Annotated in this window: 16 protein-coding genes; 11 read left to right on the top strand and 5 right to left on the bottom strand. The window is 69.7% G+C overall.

The genetic code is table 11. The annotated features are described in order from the left end of the window. Positions 1–245 precede the first annotated feature (245 nt). Positions 246–926, top strand: a complete 681-nt coding sequence (locus FHW73_RS04475; protein WP_183425519.1) for a class I SAM-dependent methyltransferase — start codon at positions 246–248, stop codon at positions 924–926. A gap of 2 nt (positions 927–928) precedes the next feature. Here the strand turns inward: FHW73_RS04475 and FHW73_RS04470 are convergent, their stop codons facing one another. Further along, positions 929–1,732, bottom strand: a complete 804-nt coding sequence (locus FHW73_RS04470; RefSeq protein ID WP_183425518.1) for a DNA-formamidopyrimidine glycosylase family protein — start codon at positions 1,730–1,732, stop codon at positions 929–931. Positions 1,733–1,954: 222 nt separating this feature from the next. Here FHW73_RS04470 and FHW73_RS04465 point away from each other — a divergent pair, with 222 nt between their 5' ends. The 3 genes from FHW73_RS04465 (at position 1,955) to agaR (ending at position 6,195) form a co-directional block, all read left to right on the top strand. After that, positions 1,955–4,132 carry an EAL domain-containing protein gene (locus FHW73_RS04465; RefSeq protein WP_183425517.1) on the top strand — a complete coding sequence of 726 codons (2,178 nt, stop codon included), beginning with the start codon at positions 1,955–1,957 and terminating at the stop codon, positions 4,130–4,132. A 71-nt stretch (positions 4,133–4,203) separates the two neighbouring features. Continuing rightward, complete coding sequence (locus FHW73_RS04460; RefSeq protein WP_183425516.1) at positions 4,204–5,247, top strand: LD-carboxypeptidase; 1,044 nt, start codon at positions 4,204–4,206, stop codon at positions 5,245–5,247. Positions 5,248–5,415: 168 nt separating this feature from the next. Then, positions 5,416–6,195: a transcriptional repressor AgaR gene (gene agaR / locus FHW73_RS04455; RefSeq protein WP_183425515.1), complete on the top strand. Its 780-nt coding sequence runs from the start codon at positions 5,416–5,418 to the stop codon at positions 6,193–6,195. A gap of 15 nt (positions 6,196–6,210) precedes the next feature. Here agaR and FHW73_RS04450 read toward each other — a convergent pair whose 3' ends face one another. Next, positions 6,211–7,314 carry an amidohydrolase family protein gene (locus FHW73_RS04450; protein ID WP_183425514.1) on the bottom strand — a complete coding sequence of 368 codons (1,104 nt, stop codon included), beginning with the start codon at positions 7,312–7,314 and terminating at the stop codon, positions 6,211–6,213. Positions 7,315–7,432: 118 nt separating this feature from the next. Here FHW73_RS04450 and FHW73_RS04445 point away from each other — a divergent pair, with 118 nt between their 5' ends. The 5 genes from FHW73_RS04445 to FHW73_RS04425 are packed head-to-tail and all read left to right on the top strand — an operon-like array spanning position 7,433 to position 13,868. Beyond that, positions 7,433–9,529: a glycoside hydrolase family 36 protein gene (locus tag FHW73_RS04445; RefSeq protein WP_183425513.1), complete on the top strand. Its 2,097-nt coding sequence runs from the start codon at positions 7,433–7,435 to the stop codon at positions 9,527–9,529. Continuing rightward, positions 9,526–10,437, top strand: coding sequence for a DMT family transporter (locus tag FHW73_RS04440; protein WP_183425512.1), 912 nt, complete (start codon positions 9,526–9,528; stop codon positions 10,435–10,437). Before FHW73_RS04445 ends, FHW73_RS04440 begins: the two co-directional genes overlap by 4 nt. A 32-nt stretch (positions 10,438–10,469) precedes the next feature. Further along, positions 10,470–11,759, top strand: coding sequence for a D-tagatose-bisphosphate aldolase, class II, non-catalytic subunit (locus tag FHW73_RS04435; protein ID WP_183425511.1), 1,290 nt, complete (start codon positions 10,470–10,472; stop codon positions 11,757–11,759). Next, positions 11,731–12,906, top strand: a complete 1,176-nt coding sequence (locus FHW73_RS04430; protein WP_255492652.1) for an SIS domain-containing protein — start codon at positions 11,731–11,733, stop codon at positions 12,904–12,906. Before FHW73_RS04435 ends, FHW73_RS04430 begins: the two co-directional genes overlap by 29 nt. Beyond that, positions 12,903–13,868 carry a BadF/BadG/BcrA/BcrD ATPase family protein gene (locus tag FHW73_RS04425; RefSeq protein ID WP_183425510.1) on the top strand — a complete coding sequence of 322 codons (966 nt, stop codon included), beginning with the start codon at positions 12,903–12,905 and terminating at the stop codon, positions 13,866–13,868. Before FHW73_RS04430 ends, FHW73_RS04425 begins: the two co-directional genes overlap by 4 nt. A gap of 18 nt (positions 13,869–13,886) precedes the next feature. On the opposite strand, the gene FHW73_RS04420 is transcribed toward FHW73_RS04425, so the two are convergent. Beyond that, positions 13,887–14,717, bottom strand: coding sequence for a plasmid replication/partition related protein (locus tag FHW73_RS04420; RefSeq protein ID WP_183425509.1), 831 nt, complete (start codon positions 14,715–14,717; stop codon positions 13,887–13,889). A gap of 158 nt (positions 14,718–14,875) precedes the next feature. On the opposite strand from FHW73_RS04420, the gene FHW73_RS04415 reads away from it, so the two are divergent. Both FHW73_RS04415 and FHW73_RS04410 read left to right on the top strand, forming a co-directional pair. Continuing rightward, complete coding sequence (locus FHW73_RS04415; protein ID WP_183425508.1) at positions 14,876–16,150, top strand: acyltransferase family protein; 1,275 nt, start codon at positions 14,876–14,878, stop codon at positions 16,148–16,150. Positions 16,151–16,491: 341 nt separating this feature from the next. Beyond that, the gene (locus tag FHW73_RS04410) at positions 16,492–17,403 is read left to right on the top strand and encodes a manganese catalase family protein (protein ID WP_183425507.1); all 912 of its coding nucleotides are present in this window, start codon (positions 16,492–16,494) and stop codon (positions 17,401–17,403) included. A gap of 35 nt (positions 17,404–17,438) precedes the next feature. Here FHW73_RS04410 and FHW73_RS04405 read toward each other — a convergent pair whose 3' ends face one another. Together FHW73_RS04405 and FHW73_RS04400 are read right to left on the bottom strand one after the other, a co-directional pair. After that, entirely contained in the window at positions 17,439–18,404 is a 966-nt protein-coding gene (locus FHW73_RS04405; RefSeq protein ID WP_183425506.1) for a DMT family transporter, read from the bottom strand. Between the two features lie 76 nt (positions 18,405–18,480). Next, positions 18,481–19,224: an AraC family transcriptional regulator gene (locus FHW73_RS04400; protein ID WP_183425505.1), complete on the bottom strand. Its 744-nt coding sequence runs from the start codon at positions 19,222–19,224 to the stop codon at positions 18,481–18,483. Positions 19,225–19,401: the final 177 nt, after the last annotated feature.

Below are 19,401 nucleotides of genomic sequence, written 5' to 3'. Positions count from 1 at the left end.
GCTGACGGCATCGAGCGCCCGGCACGCCGCAGCGTGACCAGGTGTGTACCTCGTCGCAGCTGATGCGCGGTCTACAGCCGGTCGATGGAGCGCGTCGCCAAGTGGGTCCATAGGGGACGGCCACGGGACGCTATACCTCTTTCAATGTATCTTTTGATGATACAAATAAGCGTCCTCCTGAGCCCGTTCCCCCACTGGATGCCCATGGCGCCCGATCGCAAGCTCCACCGCCCGGTACACCAAACATGACACGCGTCGACGCCTCCCCATTCGACGATCCCACGGCCGTCGCGTCTTACGCCGCGACGACGCCGGCCAAGGTGCCGGGCCTGGCCGACCTGCATCGCATGACCACGCTGCTGCTGGCCGAGGGCACGACGGCGAAGGCGCAGGTGCTGGTCGTCGGCGCCGGCGGTGGGCTGGAACTGGCGGCCATGGCCGAGGCGCAACCAGGCTGGCATTTCACCGGCGTCGATCCCTCGCGTCCGATGCTGGATCTCGCACAGCGGGCTGTCGTGCCGTTCGCCGATCGCGTGATGCTGCTGGCAGGCACGGTCGAGCAGGCGCCCGCAGGACCGTTCGATGCCGCGACCTGTCTGTTGACCTTGCATTTTCTCGACCGGGCGTCGCGGTTGCGGACGCTGCGTCAGATCCGTGGCCGCTTGCGGCCCGGCGCGCGACTGGTAGTGGCCCATCATGCGCCGCCGTCCGATGATGCGGCGCGTTGGCTGGCGCGGTCGGCCGCGTTTGCCGACCGTGCAGGCAGGGCGCCTGAGACCACGATCGCGACAGGGCGCACGATGGCGGCGCGTCTGCCGTGGCTGGCGCCTGAGGATGAAGAGGCGTTGCTGCGCGAAGCCGGCTTCGACGCTGTCGCGCTGTTCTACGCAGCGTTCTCGTTTCGCGGCTGGGTCGCCACCGCCTGAGCTCAGTGGGCGCGTCGAGGGGCACGTTTGGCGACGCGACGGGGTCGTGGCTCGGCTGTCACCGGCGGGTCGCCGTACAGCCGCTGGCAGGTGTCGCACCAGAAGGCGCGCCGTTGCGCGGCACCCAGATGCTTGCGGTACTGCAGTGGTGTGCCATCGCGCGGGCAGCTGCGCTTGGTGTGCACCTGGTAGTGCTTGCGCAGTTCGAAGGCCTGCTTCCAGCGGTAGAAGTCAAAGCTGTAGGTGCGCGCTTGGGTTACCAGTTCCGACAGCTTGCGCGCCGGCAGGGCGCCGATCCGGCTTTCGGGGTGCACGCGGATCCGGTGCAGGACTTCGTTCTTGATGATGTTGCCGACGCCTGCGAACACGTCCTGATCGAGCAGCACGTCGGCCGCCAGCGCTTGCGGCCTTGCGCGCAACTTGCGGCGCGCCGCGGCTGCGTCCCAGGCATCGCTCATGACGTCGGCGCTCCAGTCGTACACGGCGTCGAGGTCGTCTTCGATGAAGCGCACCGAGCAGGCATAGAAGTTCAGGCATTGGCCCTTGCTGAAGCCCAGGCCCAGCCTGACCGGTGCGTGCTTGCGGTCGTCGATGCGGTAGCTGCCGAACAGCAGGAAATGGATGCGCACGCTGAAGCCCTGGAATTGCAGCAGCAGTTGCTTGCCCCAGCTGCGCACGGCGATCAGTGTGCGGTTGCGCAGTCGCTGGATGTCCTGTGTGCTGTTGCCTGTCACGTGCAGCACCTTGCGACCGGCGAATTGGGCGGCCGCTTCGCGAAGGATGACGATCGATGGACCCTCGGGCATGCGGCGAGTATCACCTTGCGCCGTGAGTGCCGGGTCAGACGGCCGGGCGGGGGCGTGCAAAATTCGCTGCCCCCCACCCGGCGCGCGGTGCGCGCCGACCTCCCCCGCGATGCGGGGAGGTGTGCAAAGGCGGGCGTTCCGGAGCCGGCCGGCGGCGCCACGATCACCGTGCGTCGGCCCGGAACACGCTAATCTGGCCGCCAATCGACAAGGTGCAAGCCGATGGGGCCCGTTCCGTTTCCGATTCCGTCCGACGAAGCGCTGCGGGCCAGCACGCTGGCGGAGTACCACGTGCTCGAGTCGCCCCCCGAACTGGAGTTCGACCGGCTGGTGCAATTGGCCTCGCGGCTGTTCTCGGTGCCGATTGCACTGATCTCGCTGGTGGCCAGCGACCGCCAGGTGTTCAAGGCGCGCGTCGGCCTGGATGTGTGCGAGACCGATCGCGATGTGTCGTTCTGTGCGCATGCGATCCTCAGCGATGAGGTGATGGTCGTTCCCGATGCACTGGAGGACCCGCGCTTTGCCGCCAACCCCTTGGTGCTCGGGCCGCCGTTCATCCGTTTCTATGCCGGCAAGCCGCTGGTCACGCCCGGGGGGCAGCGCCTGGGGACGGTGTGCCTGATCGACACGCAGCCGCGTGCGACGTTCAGTCAATCGGAACGGGACAACCTGTCCGACCTCGCCGAGTTGGTGATGGATCGCATGGAACTGTTGCGATTGGCGCATGTGCGGACGGTCGGCCAGGCGCGGTTCGAAAACATCGCAGTCACTTCGCCCGATGCCATCATCTGCACGACCGACGTCGGCGCGATCACGTTCTGGAATCATGCCGCCGAGCGGCTGTTCGGCTACACGGCCGAGGAGGTGACCGGCCGCTGCGGCAGTCTGGTCGTGCCCGACAGCTGGCGCGCTGCGTACTTTGAGGATCTTGCCCGGCTGCGCGAGGGTGCGGCGATGTCGGCCGCTGGTCAGACGATCGTGCGTTCGGGCCTGCGCCGGGACGGCAGCGAGTTTCCGGCCGAGATCTCGCTGTCGTCCTGGCGGGAAGGGCGCGCGACGAGCGTGGGCGCGATCGTGCGCGACATCACCGAGCGGCGCCGTAACGAGGATCGGCTCTATCGGCTGGCCTCGCTCGATGCGTTGACCGAGTTACCCAATCGAGCCGCCTGGCGCGCCTGCATCCAGGACACGCTTGAGCAGGGCACGCCGGTGTCGGTGCTGCTGCTGGACCTGGACGGCTTCAAGGAGGTCAACGACACCTTGGGCCATTCGGCCGGCGACCAGGTGCTCAAGATGGTCGCTGCGCGCTTGAAGGCCGAATGCCCGGATGCACGGATGATCGCGCGGCTGGGTGGCGACGAGTTCGTGCTGCTGCTGACCGGCGATGACCGCCGTGGCGCGAGTGCCGTCGCCGGTGCGCTGGTACGTGCATTGTCGCGCCCCTACGACCTGCCGGGGCATGCGTTCGAGATCGGCGCCAGCGTCGGGATCGCACTGTATCCGGCGCATGGTGCCCGCGCCGAGGATCTGCTGGGCGCCGCGGACCTGGCGTTGTATCGGGCCAAGGCCGCAGGCAAGGGGCGTTATGTGGTATTCGAGCGGGCCTTTCGCGAGGTCGCGGTGGCGCGACGCGAATTCGAGCGCGAGTTGCGGCGTGCGTTCGAGCAGGACCAGTTCGCGCTGCTCTATCAACCGCAGATCGATCTGCGCGACGGGCGGATCCGCGGCGCCGAGGCGCTGCTGCGCTGGCAGCATCCCACGCGTGGCCTGCTGTCGCCGGTCTCGTTCATCGACGTGCTGGCGCAGAAGCCGATCGCGCCTGCGGTCGGCGAGTGGATCATGCGCACCGCCTGCGCCCAGGCGCGCGGTTGGCGCGAGCGGGTGCCGGGCTTCCGGATCGGCGTGAATCTGTTCGAGGCGCAGGTGCGATCCGCGCAGTTGCGCAACGTCGTCGAGCGCGTGCTGGGCGAGACCGGCTTGCCGCCTGAGGGGCTGGAGCTGGAACTGCTGGAGAACACGATGATTCGCCACGACAGCGCCTTGCTGCAGGTACTGCAGGCGCTGCGTGCGATGGGGGTGGGCCTGGCGTTCGACGACTACGGCACCGGCTTCGCCTCGCTGAGCCTGCTCAAGCGGTTCCCGGTGAGCAGGCTGAAGATCGACCGCTCGTTCATCCGCGACGTCATCAGCGATCCCGAGGACGCGGCCATTGTCCGCGCAGTGATTTATCTCGGCCGCAGTTTCGGGCTGGAGGTCATCGCCGAGGGCGTGGAGACGAAGGCGCAACTCGATTTTCTCGCCGCCAACCAGTGCACGCAGGCCCAAGGCTATCTGTTCGGGCGGCCGATGACCGCGCAGGCGTTCACGTCGGAGCTGGCGCGCGCGGCGGTCCTGCCCTGAGCGATCGTCGGGGATTGGTGTCGAGCGCCGCGGTTGCTAGTCTGCGGCGACCCCCGAGCGACAGGCGCGACATGCACCGGCGACAGTTCCTCTCCCATGCCGCACTGGCGGCGCTGGCGTCCACGCTGCCGCTGGGCGCGCTCGCCCAGGCGCAGGCCGCCTCGCCCGGCGCGCTGCTTGCCCCGGCGCTGCGGCCCGGCGACACCGTCGGGCTGATCAGTCCATCGTCGCCGGTGGATGAGCCGTTCGATCTCGAACTGGCGCAGGAGGTGATGCGCGCGCTGGGCTTCCAGGTCAAGACCGGTGCGCATTTCGCTGGCCGACGCGGCCATCTGGCCGGCGCCGATGCCGAGCGGGCAGGGGACCTCAACGCGATGTTCGCCGACCCCCAGGTGCGGGCGGTCATCTGTGTGCGGGGCGGTTCGGGCGCCGCGCGGCTGCTGCCGCTGCTCGACTACGACACGATCGCGCGCAACCCCAAGGTGCTGCTGGGCTATTCGGACATCACCGCGCTGCACAGCGCGATCCATGCCCGCACCGGGCTGGTGACCTTCCACGGCCCCAACGGCACGGGCAGTTGGAACCGCTTCAATGCCGACCAGTTCCGCCGGCTGTTCTTCGCGCGCGAGGCGATGGTCTACCGCAATGCGGTGGACGACGCCGACGAACTGGTGCCGCGCCGCAATCGCACCACGACCATCACCGGCGGGCGGGCCCAGGGCGTGCTGGTGGGCGGCAATCTGACCGTGCTCAGCGCGCTCGCCGGCTCGCCGTATCTGCCCGACTTCGACGGCAAGATCCTGTTCCTGGAAGACGTAGAGGAAGCGCCGTACCGGATCGACCGCATGCTCAGCACGCTCAAGCTGATGGGCGCGCTCGGCCGGATCGCGGGCCTGATCTTCGGCCAGTGCACCGACTGCGACCCAGGGCCGGGCTACGGCTCGCTAACGCTGGCGCAGATCCTCGAGGACCATGTCCGGCCGCTGGGCATCCCGGCCTATCGCGGGGCGATGATCGGCCACGTGCGCGAGCAGTTCATCGTGCCGGTGGGCGGCCGGGTCGAGTTGGATGCCGACGAAGGCGTGTTCCGTCTGCTGGGCCCGGTGCTGGCCTGAGCAAGACGCCGGCGCCGCGCGCCGGCACGAACGTCCTGGGGGTTCGGCCCTGCGGATCGGCAGCGCAGGCGTCTACGGTCATCGTCGCGTCGGCCCGATGTTTCGTTGTTCGCTCAATGGCGAAATTTAACGAAAAGGGGCATACTCCGCCGCATTGTGAGAACGTCCATGACAGGAAGCCGGGATACCAGCCAGCGCAGGTTGCGGATCAGCGAACTGGTGCGTCAGCACGGCAGTGTGCAGGTCGCCTCGCTCGCCGAGTTGTTCGGGGTCAGCGTGCAGACGGTCCGCAAGGATCTGCGCTACCTCGCCGAACGCGGGGTCATGGCGCGGGCCTACGGTGGCGCGATCGACAGCAGCGTGGTCGGCGGCCCGGCGGCCGAGCCGGCCTACGAGGTCAAGCGAAGCGAACGTCTGGACGCCAAGCGCCGCATCGGTCGGCTGGCCGCCACGCTGATCAAGGCCGGCGACACGATCGCGATCGACTCTGGCACCACTGCCATCCAGTTGGCCGAAGCGCTGCCCAACATCCAGGTGACCGTGGTCACCAACGACTTTGGCGTGCTGACGGCGTTGACGCCCAAGAACAACGTCGACATCGTCATGCTCGGCGGCGAACTGCGCCGCAAGAACATGGCCTTCTATGGCGGCATGACGGTCGATGCGATCGACGCCCTGCACGTGGATGTGGTGTTCCTTGGGGTCGACGGGTTCGACCTGGAACGCGGGATCACGACCCACTACGAGCCCGAGGCGATGCTCAATCGCAAGATGATCGAGGCCGCGCGCAAGGTGGTGGCGATCACCGACAGTTCGAAGTTCGGGCGCATCTGCCTGCACCGGATCATGCCGGTCGCGGACCTGCACACGCTGATCACCGATTCGGGCGCGCCCGAGGACGTGCGCGAGGCCAGCCGGCAACTCGGCTTCGAGCTGCTGCTGGCCTGACCCGCGCCCCGCGGCTCAGCGCCGGTGCGGGGCGAACACGCGCATCGCGTTGGCGTAGTACACCTTGTCGATCACCTCGCGCGGCAGCGCCAGTCCGCGCACGTCGGCGCGGATGGTCTCGATGCGCTGGGACTGCGCGGTCGCCAGGAACATCCAGTCCGAGCGCCAGGTCGCATGCGCGGCCTGCCGGAACGCGTCGGGGTCGGTGCCCGGCTCCTGGGTGAGATCGGTGCCGTAGAGCAGGCGGTCCTGGTAGGCGATGAAGAACGCGCGCACCTTGTCGTGGTCGCGCACGGCCTGGTACTGCACCTGGGCCATGCGTGCGGCGAGATCGACCGTGGCTTTGGGATAGCGGTCGAGGAAGGCGGCGAGGCGGTCGACATCCCATTCCAGGCTGGCCATGTGCGCGCCGACGAAGCGCAACTGCGGGTGCGCATCCAGGAAGCGGTCGCGGACCGCCATGTGGGTCTCGTAGCCGGGCTGATCGGGATGCAGATACATGTGGTACTCGGGATGGTTGCCGAAGTACTCGCGGTCGTTGTCGGTGGTCATCTGCTCGAGCGGCAGCCAGCAGTTGTGCGGTTCGCCCTGGTGGCCGATCAGCGGAATGTCGAGCGCGCGGATGCGTTCGGCGATCAGCGACAGCGCGGGATGGTCGAGCATGATCGGCCGGCCCTGCGCGTCGGTCTCGACCATGCCGACGTTCTTCCAGATCTTGACCGCGAGCGCGCCGCGCGCGACCTCGGCCGCCAACGCATCGCCGACCGACTCCGACCAACCGGGGGTGTCGAAGCCGGTCATGCGGAAGGTCGCCGCCCAGTGGAACCGCGCGGGATCGGTGGCGGCCTGCTTGAGCGCAATCGCGTGCTGGGTCTCCACCGGCGGGAAGGCGGGATAGTCGACATTGATCGACAGCAGTTCGAAGCCGTCGGCGCGCGCCTGCTCGAGGAACGCCGTCGAGTCGGCATTGGCATGCACATGGGCATCGAACTTGCGGACGGCGGCGAAGTCGTCCATCGCATAGACGGGCGCGGTGGAGGCGGTGTCGGGACGGGGCGCGGCGCAGGCGCCGAGGACGCAGGCGGCGACGAGCGCCGCAAGCCGGGACGGGAAGGGCATGCCGATCTCCAGTTCGATAGCGAAACTTTTTTATCACATAACGAAACAAATGTGTTGCGGTCTTCGGCCGCTTTGACGCAGACTCGGCGACACCGAACGAAAGGGGAGAACCCGGCACATGCTGCCCGTCCGACGTCGTACCGTGCTCAAGCTCGTCTCCGGCACCGCGGCCTATGCCGCGGCATTGCCGTTGGTCCAGGCCGCTTCACCGGCCACCGCCGCCCAGGTCCGCGCACTCGCGCACGACAGCCTGCTGTCGCTCGAATTCGATGCGGCCTTGCGCAGTCGAGTGCTGGCGCGTGGCGAGCCGATCACCGGCTTCGACGCCAGCGAGGCCTTGTTGCTGGCCAATGGCCGCACGATCGAACAGTTCGGATTCGTCGACGAGCGGGTGGAGCGGGTCCGCAGTGGACGTCATGGCCCGGGGCGCCGGCATGTCGTGCGCGGCCGCTCGGCAGAAGGCATCGACAAGACCGTGGAACTGACCTTCCACGAGCGTCATCCGGGGCTGGCGGTGCTGCGCACGCGCTACCGCAATGGCGGCCAGACGCCGCTGGAGATCGCCGGGTGGCGCAACGCGGCCCATGCGATGGCCGACGCCGGCGACGGCTTCTGGAGTTTCTCGGGGGCCACGCATACCGACCGCCGCGACTGGGTGCAGCCGCTGACCGAGGGCTTCGCGCAGCGCAATACGCTGGCGATGGATTCCTCCGACTACGGCGGCGGCACGCCGGTCGCCAACATCTGGCGCCGGGACATCGGCCTGGCCGTGGGCCATGTCGAGCCCAAGCCGCGGCTGCTCGACCTGCCGGTGGCGCGCGAGGCCGACGGCGGCGCGCGCATCGCGATCGAAAGCACGCGCGCCGCCACGCTGGCACCGGGCGAGACGCTGGAGAGCGACCGCTGCTTTGTGGCCGTCCATACCGGCGATTACTTCGGCGTGCTGCAGCACTACAGTCGTTGGATGGCCGACGAGGGCATCGCGGCGCCGGAAGTCCCGGCCTCGGCATTCGCGCCGATCTGGTGCGCCTGGGGCTACGAGCGCGACTTCACCACCGAACAAGTGCTGGGCACCTTGCCGAAGGTGAAAGAGCTGGGCCTGGAGTGGGTGGTGCTCGACGACGGCTGGCAGACCAACGAGGGCGACTGGCAGATCGACACGCGCAAGTTCCCGCGCGGTGAGGCGGACATGATCGCCTTCGTGCAGGCGATCAAGGCCCAGGGCCTGCGTCCGCGGCTGTGGCTGGCGCCGCTGGCCGCCGACCCGGGCAGCGAAGTCCTTTACCGCCACACCGACATGCTGTTGCTCGACCGCGATGGCGCCAGCCAGAACGTGACCTGGTGGAACGCCTTCACCCAGTGCCCGGGCTATCAGCCGACGGTGGATTTCTACGTGGCGCTGGTCACCAAGATCATCGGCGAATGGGGCTTCGAGGGCCTCAAGCTCGACGGCCAGCATCTCAATGCGGTCGCGCCTTGCTACAACCCCGCGCACCACCACGCCGACCCGATGGAATCGTGCGAAGCGGTCGCGACATTCTGGCAGGCGATCTACGACGCCGCGCACGCGGCCAACCCCGATGCCGTGGTCGAGCTGTGCCCCTGCGGCACCGCGTTCGCGTTCCACAACCTGCCGGCGACCGACCAGTACCCCTCGTCCGATCCGCTGTCGTCGTGGCAGGTGCGCCACAAGGGCAAAACGATCAAGGCATTGATCGGCAAGCGCGGCAGCTACGCCGGCGATCACGTCGAACTGGCCGACGGCGGCGCGGATTTCGCGTCCAGCGTCGGCATCGGTGCGGTGATCTCGACCAAGTTCACATGGCCGGCGGACATCCCCGAGCCGAAGCTGGACATGCCGCCGGGTGGGCTGGTGCTGGGCGCCGAGAAGGAAGCCTTGTGGCGCAAGTGGATCGACCTGTATCGCGCGCACATGCTGCCCAAGGGCGACTATCTGGGCACGCTGTACGACATCGGCTTCGACCGGCCGGAGACCCACGTCATCGGCAAGGACGGCGCGCTGTACTACGCGTTCTACACCGAGCGCTGGGACGGTCCGCTGCAACTGCGTGGGCTCGGCCGTGGCCGCTACCGGGTGCGCAACCTGTTCGACGGGACTGACCTTGGCACGGTCGATGCACGCAGCGACACGCTGGCCTCGGTGTCGTTCGAGACCTTCGCGCTGCTGCAGGCCACGCCGGACGGCGCGGCATGAGCGCGGTCGCCGCAGCGGTGCCCGGTGGCCGCGCCTGGCTGGGCTTTGCGATGGCCACGGTGGTGCTGTGGGGCGTGTGGGGCGCGCTGTCGGGCCTGACCGCCAGCCCCGCCTTTCCCGAAACGCTGGTCTACTGCGTGTGGGCGCTGACGATGGTGCCGCCGGCGCTGTTCGTGCTGTGGCGCAACGGCTGGCGCGTGGACCGCAGTCCGCGAGCGATCGTCTACGGGCTGCTGATCGGCCTGCTCGGTGCCGGGGGCCAGATGCTGCTGTTCAAGGCGCTGGCCGGCGGACCGGCGTACTTCATCTTCCCGATCATCTCGCTGTCGCCGGTGATCACGATCGCGCTGTCGTTCACGCTGCTGCGCGAGCGCACCACGCGGGTCGGTGCGGTCGGCGTGGTGCTCGCGCTGTTGGCGCTGCCGCTGCTGGATCTGTCGCTGGGCAGCGCGGAAGGCGAGGGCGTGGGCTGGTTCGTGCTGTCGCTGTTGATCATGCTCGCCTGGGGCGTGCAGGCCTACTTCATGAAGCGCGCCAACACCGTCGTGCGCGCGGAGAGCATCTTCTTCTACATGATGATCGGCGCTCTGGCGCTGGTGCCGGTGGCCTGGCGGATGACCGACTTCGGCCAGCCGATCGCCACCGGCCTGCAGGGGCCGTGGCTGGTCGCCGCGATCCAGGTGCTCAATGCGATCGGCGCGCTGTGTCTGGTCTATGCGTTCCGCTACGGCAAGGCGATCGTCGTCGCGCCGTTGACCAATGCCGGCGGCCCTTTGATCACCGCCGCGCTCTCGCTGCTGCTGGCCGGTGTGGTGCCCGGACCGTTGAAGCTGGTCGGGTTGGCGATGGCGCTGGTCGCCTCGGTGCTGCTGGCGCTCGAGCCCGAACGCCCGACCCCGGCCGACTGACGCCCTCTTTTCAAGACACGACGAGGACCGCGATGCACGCCCTGCTCGAGCTGGTTGCCCGCCATCGGCGTGGCGACGCCGTCGGCATCACCTCCATCTGCTGTGCCCATCCCCTGGTGCTGGAGGCCGCGCTGCGCCATGCCCAGCGTCACGCCCTGCCGCTGGTGCTGGTCGAGGCGACCTGCAACCAGGTCAACCAGGACGGCGGCTACACCGGCATGACCCCGGCCGACTTCGTCGCCTTCGTTGGCGGTATCGCCGAGCGGGTCGGCATGGACCCGGCGCGCATCGCGCTTGGCGGCGATCACCTCGGCCCCAATCCCTGGACCGCGCTCGACGCCGAGGCGGCGATGGCCAAGGCCGAGACGATGGTCGCCGCCTACGTCGCCGCGGGCTTCCGCAAGCTCCACCTCGATTGCTCGATGGCCTGCGCGGACGATCCGGTGCCGCTGCCCGAGGCGACGATCGTCCAACGCGCGGTGCGGCTGTGCCGCGCGGCCGAGGCCGCCCATGCCCAGGCGGGTGGCGAGCCGCCGGTCTATGTGATCGGCACCGAGGTGCCGGTGCCCGGCGGCGCGACCGAGGCCATCGAGGGCCTGGCGGTGACCGCGCCCGAGGCCGCGCTGGCGACGATCGAGGCCCACCGGGATGCATTCGCGGCCGCCGGCCTGCAAGCGGCGTGGACGCGGGTGATCGCCTCGGTGGTGCAGCCGGGTGTGGAGTTCGACCACCATCAGGTCATCGACTATGTGCCGGCGGCCGCACGCGCGCTCAGCGCCGCGATCGAGCAGGTCCCGGGCCTGGTGTTCGAGGCGCATTCGACCGACTACCAGACCCCCGATGCACTGGCCGCGCTGGTGCGCGACCACTTCGCGATCCTCAAGGTCGGCCCCGGCCTGACCTTCGCGCTGCGCGAGGCGCTGTGGGCGCTGGATGCGATCGAACGCGAGTGGATCGCGCCGGACCGGCGTGCGCAGCTGCGCGAGACCGCAGTGGCCCGGATGCGCGCGCAGCCCGGTCACTGGCAGCGCTACTACCACGCCCAGGGCGATGCACTGACCATCGACCTGCAGTACAGCCTCAGCGATCGCATCCGCTACTACTGGCCGGATCCCGCGATCGAGGCGGCCTGCCAGCAGTTGTTCGCCAACCTGCGCCAGAGCCCGCCGCCGATGCCGCTGGTCAGCCAATACCTGCCGCAGGCGCTACGTGCGCTGCGTGCCGACCGCGCCCCGCTCGATCCCGCCGCCCTCGTGATGGCCCACATCGCCATCGCCCTCGACGACTACCGCCATGCCTGCGTCCCCGATGCCCAGCCCTGAACTTCTCGGCCTGCCCGAATCCGACCTGGCCGCCAGCGGCGCGCTGTGGACCGCGCGCGAAATCGAGCAGCAGCCACGCGTGCTCCTGCGCACCCATGCCCTGGTCGCCGAGATGGCCGAATCGCTCGCCGCCTTCATCGCGCCGGTGTCGGGCGACCCGACGGCGCGGGTGATCCTGACCGGCGCCGGCACTTCGGCCTACATTGGCGAATGCCTGGCGCCATGGCTCGACCGCCAGCTCGCTGCGCGCGTCGATGCAGTGCCCACGACCGACCTGGTCAGCGCGCCGCAGCTGTATCTCGATCCGGCTCGCCCCTTGCTGCTGGTCTCGTTCGGGCGCTCGGGCAACAGCCCCGAGAGCGTCGCGGCGGTGGAACTGGCCGAGGCGCTGGTTGGCGACGTGCGCCACCTGGTGGTGACCTGCAATGCCGACGGGGCGCTCGGCCGGGTCGCGGTGCGGCAGTCGATGACGCTGCTGCTGCCGCCCGAAACCCACGATGTCAGCTTCGCGATGACCTCGAGCTTCAGTTGCATGATGCTGGCGACGCTGGCCGCACTGTGCGGACCGCACACCCCGGAGACGCGCGTGCACGCGATCGCCGCCGCCACCGCCACGGTGCTGCAGCAGGCGCGCGGGCTGACCCAGGAATTGGCGCTGTGCGGGTTCGAGCGTGTGGTGTATCTCGGCAGCGCACTGTTCAAGGGCCTGGCGCGCGAGGCCGCGCTCAAGCTGGGTGAGCTGAGCAATGGCGCCATCGCGACCTGCTTCGAATCGCCGATGGGCTTCCGCCACGGCCCCAAGACCTTCGTCACTGCGCGCACGCTGGTGGTGGTGTTCGTGTCCAACGACCCGCTGACCCGGCGCTACGATCTCGACCTGCTCGACGAGTTGCGCGGCGACGGCGTGGCCGCGCGCGTGATCGAAGTCACCGCCGCCGCGCCGCATGGTCCAGTGCGCGATGCGGTGCGCGTGACCGGGCTCGAACGCGCCCACGATCTCGACCTGCTGTGGCCTTACGTCGCCATGGCGCAGCTGTTCGCCTTCCACGCCTCGCGGGCGCTGGGCGTGCGGCCCGACAGCCCGAATGCACAGGGCACGGTGAACCGGGTCGTGCAGGGCGTGCGCCTGTACCCGCTGGTGCCATGAGCGGTGCGTCCTATTACCTGGGCGTCGATGGCGGCGGCACCAAGACCCGCTTCGTGCTGCTCGATGGCGAAGGCGGCGTGCGCGCCGAGGTCCAGCGCGGCACCGCCTATCACCCGCAGATCGGGCTCGACGGCGTGCGTGCATTGCTGGCCGACGGCATCGACGCGGTCACCCGGCAGGCGCAGGCGACACCGGACGGGATCGCCTATGCCTTCTTCGGTCTGCCGGCGCATGGCGAGGACGCCGTGGCCACGCCGCAGCTCGATGCGATGCCCGAGGCACTGCTTGGTCATCGGCGCTATCGCTGCGACAACGACATGGTCTGCGGCTGGGCGGGATCCTTGGCCTGCGCGGACGGCATCAACATCGTCGCGGGCACCGGCTCGATCGCCTACGGCCAGCGGCAGGGGCGCCAGGCGCGGGCCGGCGGCTGGGGTGAGGTGTTCTCCGACGAGGGCTCGGCGTACTGGATCGCGATCCAGGGCCTCAACGCGTTCTCGCGGATGAGCGACGGCCGACTGCCGCGCGGGCCCTTGCATGCAGCCCTGCGTGCGCATTTCGATCTCGCCGACGACCTCGATCTGTGCGCGCGGGTGTACGGCGCGCAGGCGTTGACGCGCGACCGGATCGCGCAGCTGTCGCTGCAGGTCGCCCAAGCGGCTGAGGCGGGCGACGATGCGGCGCGCGCGATCTTCGAGCGGGCGGGGCAAGAACTGGCGGCGATCGTCGATGCGGTGCGCCGCGCGCTCGAATTCGGCGATGACGCCCAGGTGCCCGTGACCTGCTCAGGCGGTGCCTTCGGTGCGGGGGCGCTGCTGCAGGCGCCGCTGGCGGCGGCCTTGCAGGCGACCGGTGTCGGCTTCGAGCTGCGGGCACCGCGCTACGCGCCGCATCACGGTGCGGCGCTGTACGCGATGCGGCTGGCCGGGCATCCGCTGCCCGGCACGATCGCGGCCGCCTGAGGCCGGCGGCCGCGCCGGTCAGCCGCGCAGGCGCAGCAACTGCGCCTGCAGTGTCTCGACCTGGGCGCGCAGTTGCGCGTTCTCGCGTTCGAGCACGTCGACGCGCCGCTGCAATGCGCGCGCGTCGGGGGCGGTGTCGCCCTCGGCGGTCTCGCCGTCCTCACCTTCGCGCGGCGCGCGCGGGCGCTTCTTCGCATCGCGGGCACGCTTGGCGGCCTGCTTGAGTTCGGCCTTGCCGGCCTGCGCCGCACTGCGTTGCTCGTCCTCGGGCAGGCTGGCGACCGCGGCGGCGGCGCTGATCGAGATCTCGCCGGCCTTCAGCGCTTCGACCACCTCGGGTGTCGCCTGGGCGTGGATGCGCTCGATCATCATGACCTGGTTGGCGCTGAGCCTGGCTTCGCGCGCCAGATCGGCGCGGGTGGCGGGCACGGGCGCGTCGTCCCACGGCGGGCGGTCGTCGTCTTCGGGCGCGGCGGTGGCCGCCTCGTCGTTTGCAGATGGCGGCGCTTCGAGCCTGGCCTGCTGGCGCGCCTCCAGGATCGTGCGCTTGCGCAGCGCGAGCACGCCGCGCTGGTAGTCCGACACGCTGCGCCGGCCCAGGTGCTGCTCGATCATCCACAGATGGACATCGTCCATCGACTTGAAACGGGTGTTCTGCACGGTCTCGAAGGGAATGCCGTGCTTCTGGCAGATGCCGTAACGGTTGTGACCGTCGACGAGCACGTTGCCCCACAGCACCAGCGCATCGCGGCAGCCCTCGGCGAGCAGACTGCGCTCGAGCGCCTCGTGCTCGTCGGGCGTCAGCGGATCGATGTAGGCCTTCAGGGCGTCGACGACGACGATGTTCATGCGGCTCCGGGGGCGACGGGGGGCGCGCATTGTAGGCGGCGTGGCCGGCGCCCGGCAGCGGCTGCCTTCGCGCGGGCGGTGCGGGGCCGGCATGACGCACCGCGCCGCGGTGCCTGGGTATGCTCGTGGGCGTGCCGAGCCCAGGATCTGCGCCGCCAATGCCGCCGTCTTCCCGCGACCCGTACCCCGACGCGCTGCGCGCTGGCGCCTTGCTGCTGGTCGTGTTCGGGCACTGGATCGCGACCTTGCCGCGCATGGCCGACGGCATGCTGGTCGACACCGACCACCTGCTCGCGGCCTGGGACGCGGCCGGCTGGCTGACCTGGATCGTGCAGGTCGTGCCGCTGTTCGTGTTCGTCTCGGCGGCGGTCAGTGCCGACAGCGTGGCCCGGCGGGCGGCCCAGGGCGCGCAGGTGCAATGGTGGGCGGGCCGGGCGCTGGGACTGGCGCGGCCGACGCTGACCTACCTGGCGGTGCTCGCCGCGATCGCGGTGCTCGCCTGGCTGTCGGGCGGTCACCTGCTGGCAGTGTTCGACCGCTCGCTGACGATCCACCTGTGGTTCCTGCTGATGCTGCTCAGCGTGCAGGCGCTGCTGCCGTGGTGCCTGCGCCTGGATGCGCGCCTGGGCCTGGGCGCGGTCGCCGGGCTGGTCGTGGTGGCCGGCGTGCTGGATTGGGTGCGCGCAGGCGCCACATCGCTCGAGACTTGGCGCCACCTCGGGCAATGGGCGACCGAGCGGCCGGCCGGCATCGCCTGGCTCAACATGCTGGTGGTGTGGTTGATTCCGCAGCAGCTGGGGATCGCGTGGAAGCGCGGGCGCTTCCGCGGCCCGGCGACCGGCGCCGGCCTGCTGTTGCTCGGCGCGGTCTGGCTGGCGCTGGCGATCGCCGCCGGCTACCCGGTCGCGATGGTCGGCGTGACGCTGGCCGGCAACAACATGCTGCCGCCCACGCTGGCGCTGATCGGGGTGATGTGGCTGCAGGTGGGCCTGGTGCTGCTGTGCGAGCCGCTGGCGCGGCGGGTGCTCAGCGGCCGTGCGCCGGCCAGGGCGATCGCGGTGCTCGGCGCACTCGGCATGCCGCTGTACCTGTGGCACAAGCTCGCCGAACTGCCGGCCGCCTGGCTGGGCGAGCGATTGGGATTGCCGATCGATGCCGGACTGCCCGGCGAGGCGGGCTTCTGGCTCGGACGTGCAGGCTGGATCGCGCTGTGCCTGGCGATGGTCGCACCGCTGATCGCGCTGGTCCTGCGTTTCGAACTGCGGCGCGACCGTGATGTGGCAGCGACTGATCGGCGCGTCGATGTGTTGCTCGGAGGCGTGGCGCTGTACGTCGGTCTGGGCGCTGCGCTGGCATTGGGCGCGTGGCCGGGTGCCGCGATCGGGGCGGTCGCGGTGGCGCTGGCGTCGTGGCGCCTGCGCGCATTGAGGTGACGTGTACTGAGCCGTGCTGCCGGCTTGCCTCCGGGGTTGGAGCACGAGACGCGCGGCATACGGCGAGCGCGTTCCAGTGACGTCCATTGTGCGCCGGTCCCCGCACGCGTCATGGCGCGGTGGCCAGCATGTGAGCGTCGATGGAGGTGGGATCACGATGCGTGCATGCGTGACGCAGCGACACGGTCGAGCGGGTCGGCTTGGGGGGGTGTCGGCATCGCCGACCCTGCAGTTGTTGCGCCGGATCGCGGTAGGCACGCGTGTCGCGTACGCGGCCAGGATCGTCGCGCGACCAGGGTGGGCACCGACCCATCGAAGCGGCGCCGCCGCAGGAGACCCTGATGTTCATGCACAACAAGCGCCTGCAGTACACGGTCCGCGTCGAGCGCGGCGATCCCGTCCTGGCCACGCTCATGCTCGAGCAGTTCGGCGGTCCGCAGGGCGAGCTCGCAGCGGCCATGCGCTACTTCACCCAGGCGCTGGCCGAGGACGATCCGGGGCGCAAGGACATGCTCTACGACATCGCCACCGAGGAACTCAGCCATCTGGAGATCATCGGCTCGATCATCGCCATGCTCAACAAGGGCGCCAAGGGCGAACTGGCCGAAGGCATGGAGGAAATGGCCGAGATGCGCGTGCTCAGCGGCAACAGCACCAGCCAGACGGAGGCGATCCTGTACGGGAACGGTCCGGCGCTGGTCAACTCGAGCGGCGTGCCGTGGACGGCGGCCTACATCGACACCATCGGCGATCCGACCGCCGACCTGCGCTCCAACATCGCGGCCGAGTCGCGCGCCAAACTGGTCTACGAGCGGCTGATCAACGTCACCCAGGATCCGGGTATCAAGGACGCACTGATCTTCCTGATGACGCGCGAGGTGGCGCACCAGAAGAGCTTCGAAAAAGCGCTGTATGCGATCAGCCCGAACTTCCCGCCGGGCAAGCTGCCCGGGCATCCTGCTTTCACGGATGTCTATTACGACATGTCGCAGGGCCCGGGCGATCAGACGGGGCCGTGGAACAGCGGCCCGGCCTGGGACCGCGTCGAGGATCGGCAAGCGCAGGCGGCCGTCGACGGTGGCGATGGCAGTGCATCGGTCGTGCTGAGCGAATCCCAGCAGGCTGCACTGGAGGCGCTCGCCGTGCGCACGCAGTCCGACCCCGCCATCGATCCGCTGACAGGTGGCGAGCTCGGCGCCGGGCCCGGTGCTGGCAAGGTCGGGCAGGGCGACGTGGACGACGCTGCCCCTTGAGTGATGCCGTGGTCCGTGTGTCCGGACACGCCGGTTCAGCCTGCTGCAGGCACCGACGTGGCCGGCGCGCGGTGCGCGGCCAGGCACGTGACCACGCTCAGCGCCACCAGCAAGAACGCGACGGCCTCCAGCAGCGTGGGCAGGCGGCGTTCCCAGACAAAGCCGTAGAGCAGGGCGAACAGCGTCTCGAACAGGATCATCTGACCGACCAAGGTCAGCGGCAGCAGCCGGCTCATGCGGTTCCATAGTGCGTTGCCGACCATCGACGCCAGCAAGGCGACGCCGGCTGATACGCCGATCAGCAAGGCCCAGGCCGAGGGCGGGTGCGGCACGCGGGGCAGGGCCCAGGCCAGTGGCAGCAGTAACGCAGTCAAGCCGCAGGTGACCACGCCGGTGAGCAGGTTCCACTCGTGGACGCTGACGTGCTGCAGCCGCGCCAGCCAGCGCGCATTGTTCACCGCAAAGCACGTCCAGGCGGCCAGCGCGCCCACGCCGCACGCCAGCCCCAGCAACTGCCGACCGACGGTGTCCGCCGCCGGCATCGCCAGCGCCTGCCAGCCGATGCACAGCACGCCGGCCGCAGCCAGCAACAGCGACGGCGCAAGCCGGCGCAATGGTACGGCGCCCCGGTCGCGGCTGCCGACCAGGGTGACTGCGACCGGCAGGAAGCCGATGACCAACGAGGTCATCGCAATGCCACCCAACTGCACTGCGCTTGCCAGTAGCAGGTAGTAGAGGACGTTGCCGGTGAATGCCAGCCAGACAAGACCGCGCCATTCCTTGCGGCCGAGCAGGCCCACCAGCCGCGTCCAGTGCGGTGCGATCAGCAGGATCGAGAACAGGCCATAGAACAGGTAGCGGCCGATGGTCAGGTCCAGCGGCCGGAAGTCGCGTACCAGTGCCGGGGCCAGGAAGACCAGGCCCCACAGCGCGCCTGCGCCGATGCCGCAGGCGACGCCGGCGAGGGTGTCATGTCGGGGACGGGAGTGCGGTGTGTGCATGCGCCGCACGATAGGCGCGACCGGCAACGCCGTCTTGACCGGGTCTCGCGCCGTTTTGGGCCGGGACTCGCGTCTTTCAGCCGCGCGTCTGGCGGCGCAGTTGCGCGGGCGTTTGACCGTCCGCGCGCCGCATCGCGCGGGTCAGCGCGCTCTGGTCGGCGTAACCGCAGCAGTAGGCGACCTCGGCGATCGGCAGCGCGGTGCGCACGAGCAGGTCGCGGGCCCGCCCGAGCCGCAGGGCCGACAGCCAGGCACGTGGCGTGGTGCCCAGTTCCTGCTGGAACAGCGCATGCACACGACTGGCGCTCACGCCGAGCTGGGCGGACATCGTCTGGGCGGTCCAGGCACGCGCCGGCTGTGCCTCGACTCTCGCCAGCAATGGCGCAAGCCGGGCGCGCGGCCGCGGTGGCTCGCCGATCAGGGTGTCGAGCAGCAGTGGGATCCACAGCCGGAGACGATGCGCGGATACGCCGCCGCGCAGGGTCAGCGCTTCCATGTAGGCGACGAGGCTGCGCGCTTCGGGGGCCAGCGCGACATAGGGCCGACGCGCCAGACAATCGGCGATCCGCGGGTCGAGGTCGCCGGCGTGCAGGTCGAGAATGATCGAGCGGTTCGCGGCGTCGCTGATCTGGTCGTGCCGAGTGCCGGCCTCGACGAAGGCGCCGAGACTGCGATCGAGCCGGGCCCCGGCCCCGGCGATGTCCATGTGCAGTTGACCGTCGAGCGGCAGCACCACCTGCGCGAAATCGTGGCGATCGACCTGACTGTCCGCGCCGTAGGAGCGGATGGCGATCGGCAGGGTGGGAGCGGGGAGGGCCATGCGGATGCGGAAGGCGGGACGGGCCGATGCTAGCGCAGGGGCCCGGCACGATGCAGGCTGGACGGCACGCGGGTTCGTGACCCTGCGGGGCGTGACAGGGACCTGTGCACGGCGCGATCGTCGTCCTTGCGGTACGACATGAACGGGGCAGAGGACGGCGGGTGCGCAGAAAGTGCC

Source organism: Luteimonas sp. RC10 (genome assembly GCF_014192745.1).
GTDB lineage: Bacteria > Pseudomonadota > Gammaproteobacteria > Xanthomonadales > Xanthomonadaceae > Luteimonas.
The sequence above is the reverse complement of the archived record's forward strand: the minus strand, read 5'-3'. Positions and strand labels throughout refer to the sequence as shown.

What these genes read in the sequence shown, in the direction of transcription:
- FHW73_RS04400 (WP_183425505.1), bottom strand. Translation starts at nt 19,224, where the DNA reads ATGGCCCTCCCCGCTCCCACCCTGCCGATCGCCATCCGCTCCTACGGC.
- FHW73_RS04415 (WP_183425508.1), top strand. Translation starts at nt 14,876, where the DNA reads ATGCCGCCGTCTTCCCGCGACCCGTACCCCGACGCGCTGCGCGCTGGC.
- FHW73_RS04445 (WP_183425513.1), top strand. Translation starts at nt 7,433, where the DNA reads ATGCTGCCCGTCCGACGTCGTACCGTGCTCAAGCTCGTCTCCGGCACC.
- FHW73_RS04430 (WP_255492652.1), top strand. Translation starts at nt 11,731, where the DNA reads ATGCCTGCGTCCCCGATGCCCAGCCCTGAACTTCTCGGCCTGCCCGAA.
- FHW73_RS04405 (WP_183425506.1), bottom strand. Translation starts at nt 18,404, where the DNA reads ATGCACACACCGCACTCCCGTCCCCGACATGACACCCTCGCCGGCGTC.
- FHW73_RS04420 (WP_183425509.1), bottom strand. Translation starts at nt 14,717, where the DNA reads ATGAACATCGTCGTCGTCGACGCCCTGAAGGCCTACATCGATCCGCTG.
- FHW73_RS04410 (WP_183425507.1), top strand. Translation starts at nt 16,492, where the DNA reads ATGTTCATGCACAACAAGCGCCTGCAGTACACGGTCCGCGTCGAGCGC.
- agaR (WP_183425515.1), top strand. Translation starts at nt 5,416, where the DNA reads ATGACAGGAAGCCGGGATACCAGCCAGCGCAGGTTGCGGATCAGCGAA.
- FHW73_RS04470 (WP_183425518.1), bottom strand. Translation starts at nt 1,732, where the DNA reads ATGCCCGAGGGTCCATCGATCGTCATCCTTCGCGAAGCGGCCGCCCAA.
- FHW73_RS04435 (WP_183425511.1), top strand. Translation starts at nt 10,470, where the DNA reads ATGCACGCCCTGCTCGAGCTGGTTGCCCGCCATCGGCGTGGCGACGCC.
- FHW73_RS04475 (WP_183425519.1), top strand. Translation starts at nt 246, where the DNA reads ATGACACGCGTCGACGCCTCCCCATTCGACGATCCCACGGCCGTCGCG.
- FHW73_RS04465 (WP_183425517.1), top strand. Translation starts at nt 1,955, where the DNA reads ATGGGGCCCGTTCCGTTTCCGATTCCGTCCGACGAAGCGCTGCGGGCC.
- FHW73_RS04450 (WP_183425514.1), bottom strand. Translation starts at nt 7,314, where the DNA reads ATGCCCTTCCCGTCCCGGCTTGCGGCGCTCGTCGCCGCCTGCGTCCTC.
- FHW73_RS04460 (WP_183425516.1), top strand. Translation starts at nt 4,204, where the DNA reads ATGCACCGGCGACAGTTCCTCTCCCATGCCGCACTGGCGGCGCTGGCG.
- FHW73_RS04440 (WP_183425512.1), top strand. Translation starts at nt 9,526, where the DNA reads ATGAGCGCGGTCGCCGCAGCGGTGCCCGGTGGCCGCGCCTGGCTGGGC.
- FHW73_RS04425 (WP_183425510.1), top strand. Translation starts at nt 12,903, where the DNA reads ATGAGCGGTGCGTCCTATTACCTGGGCGTCGATGGCGGCGGCACCAAG.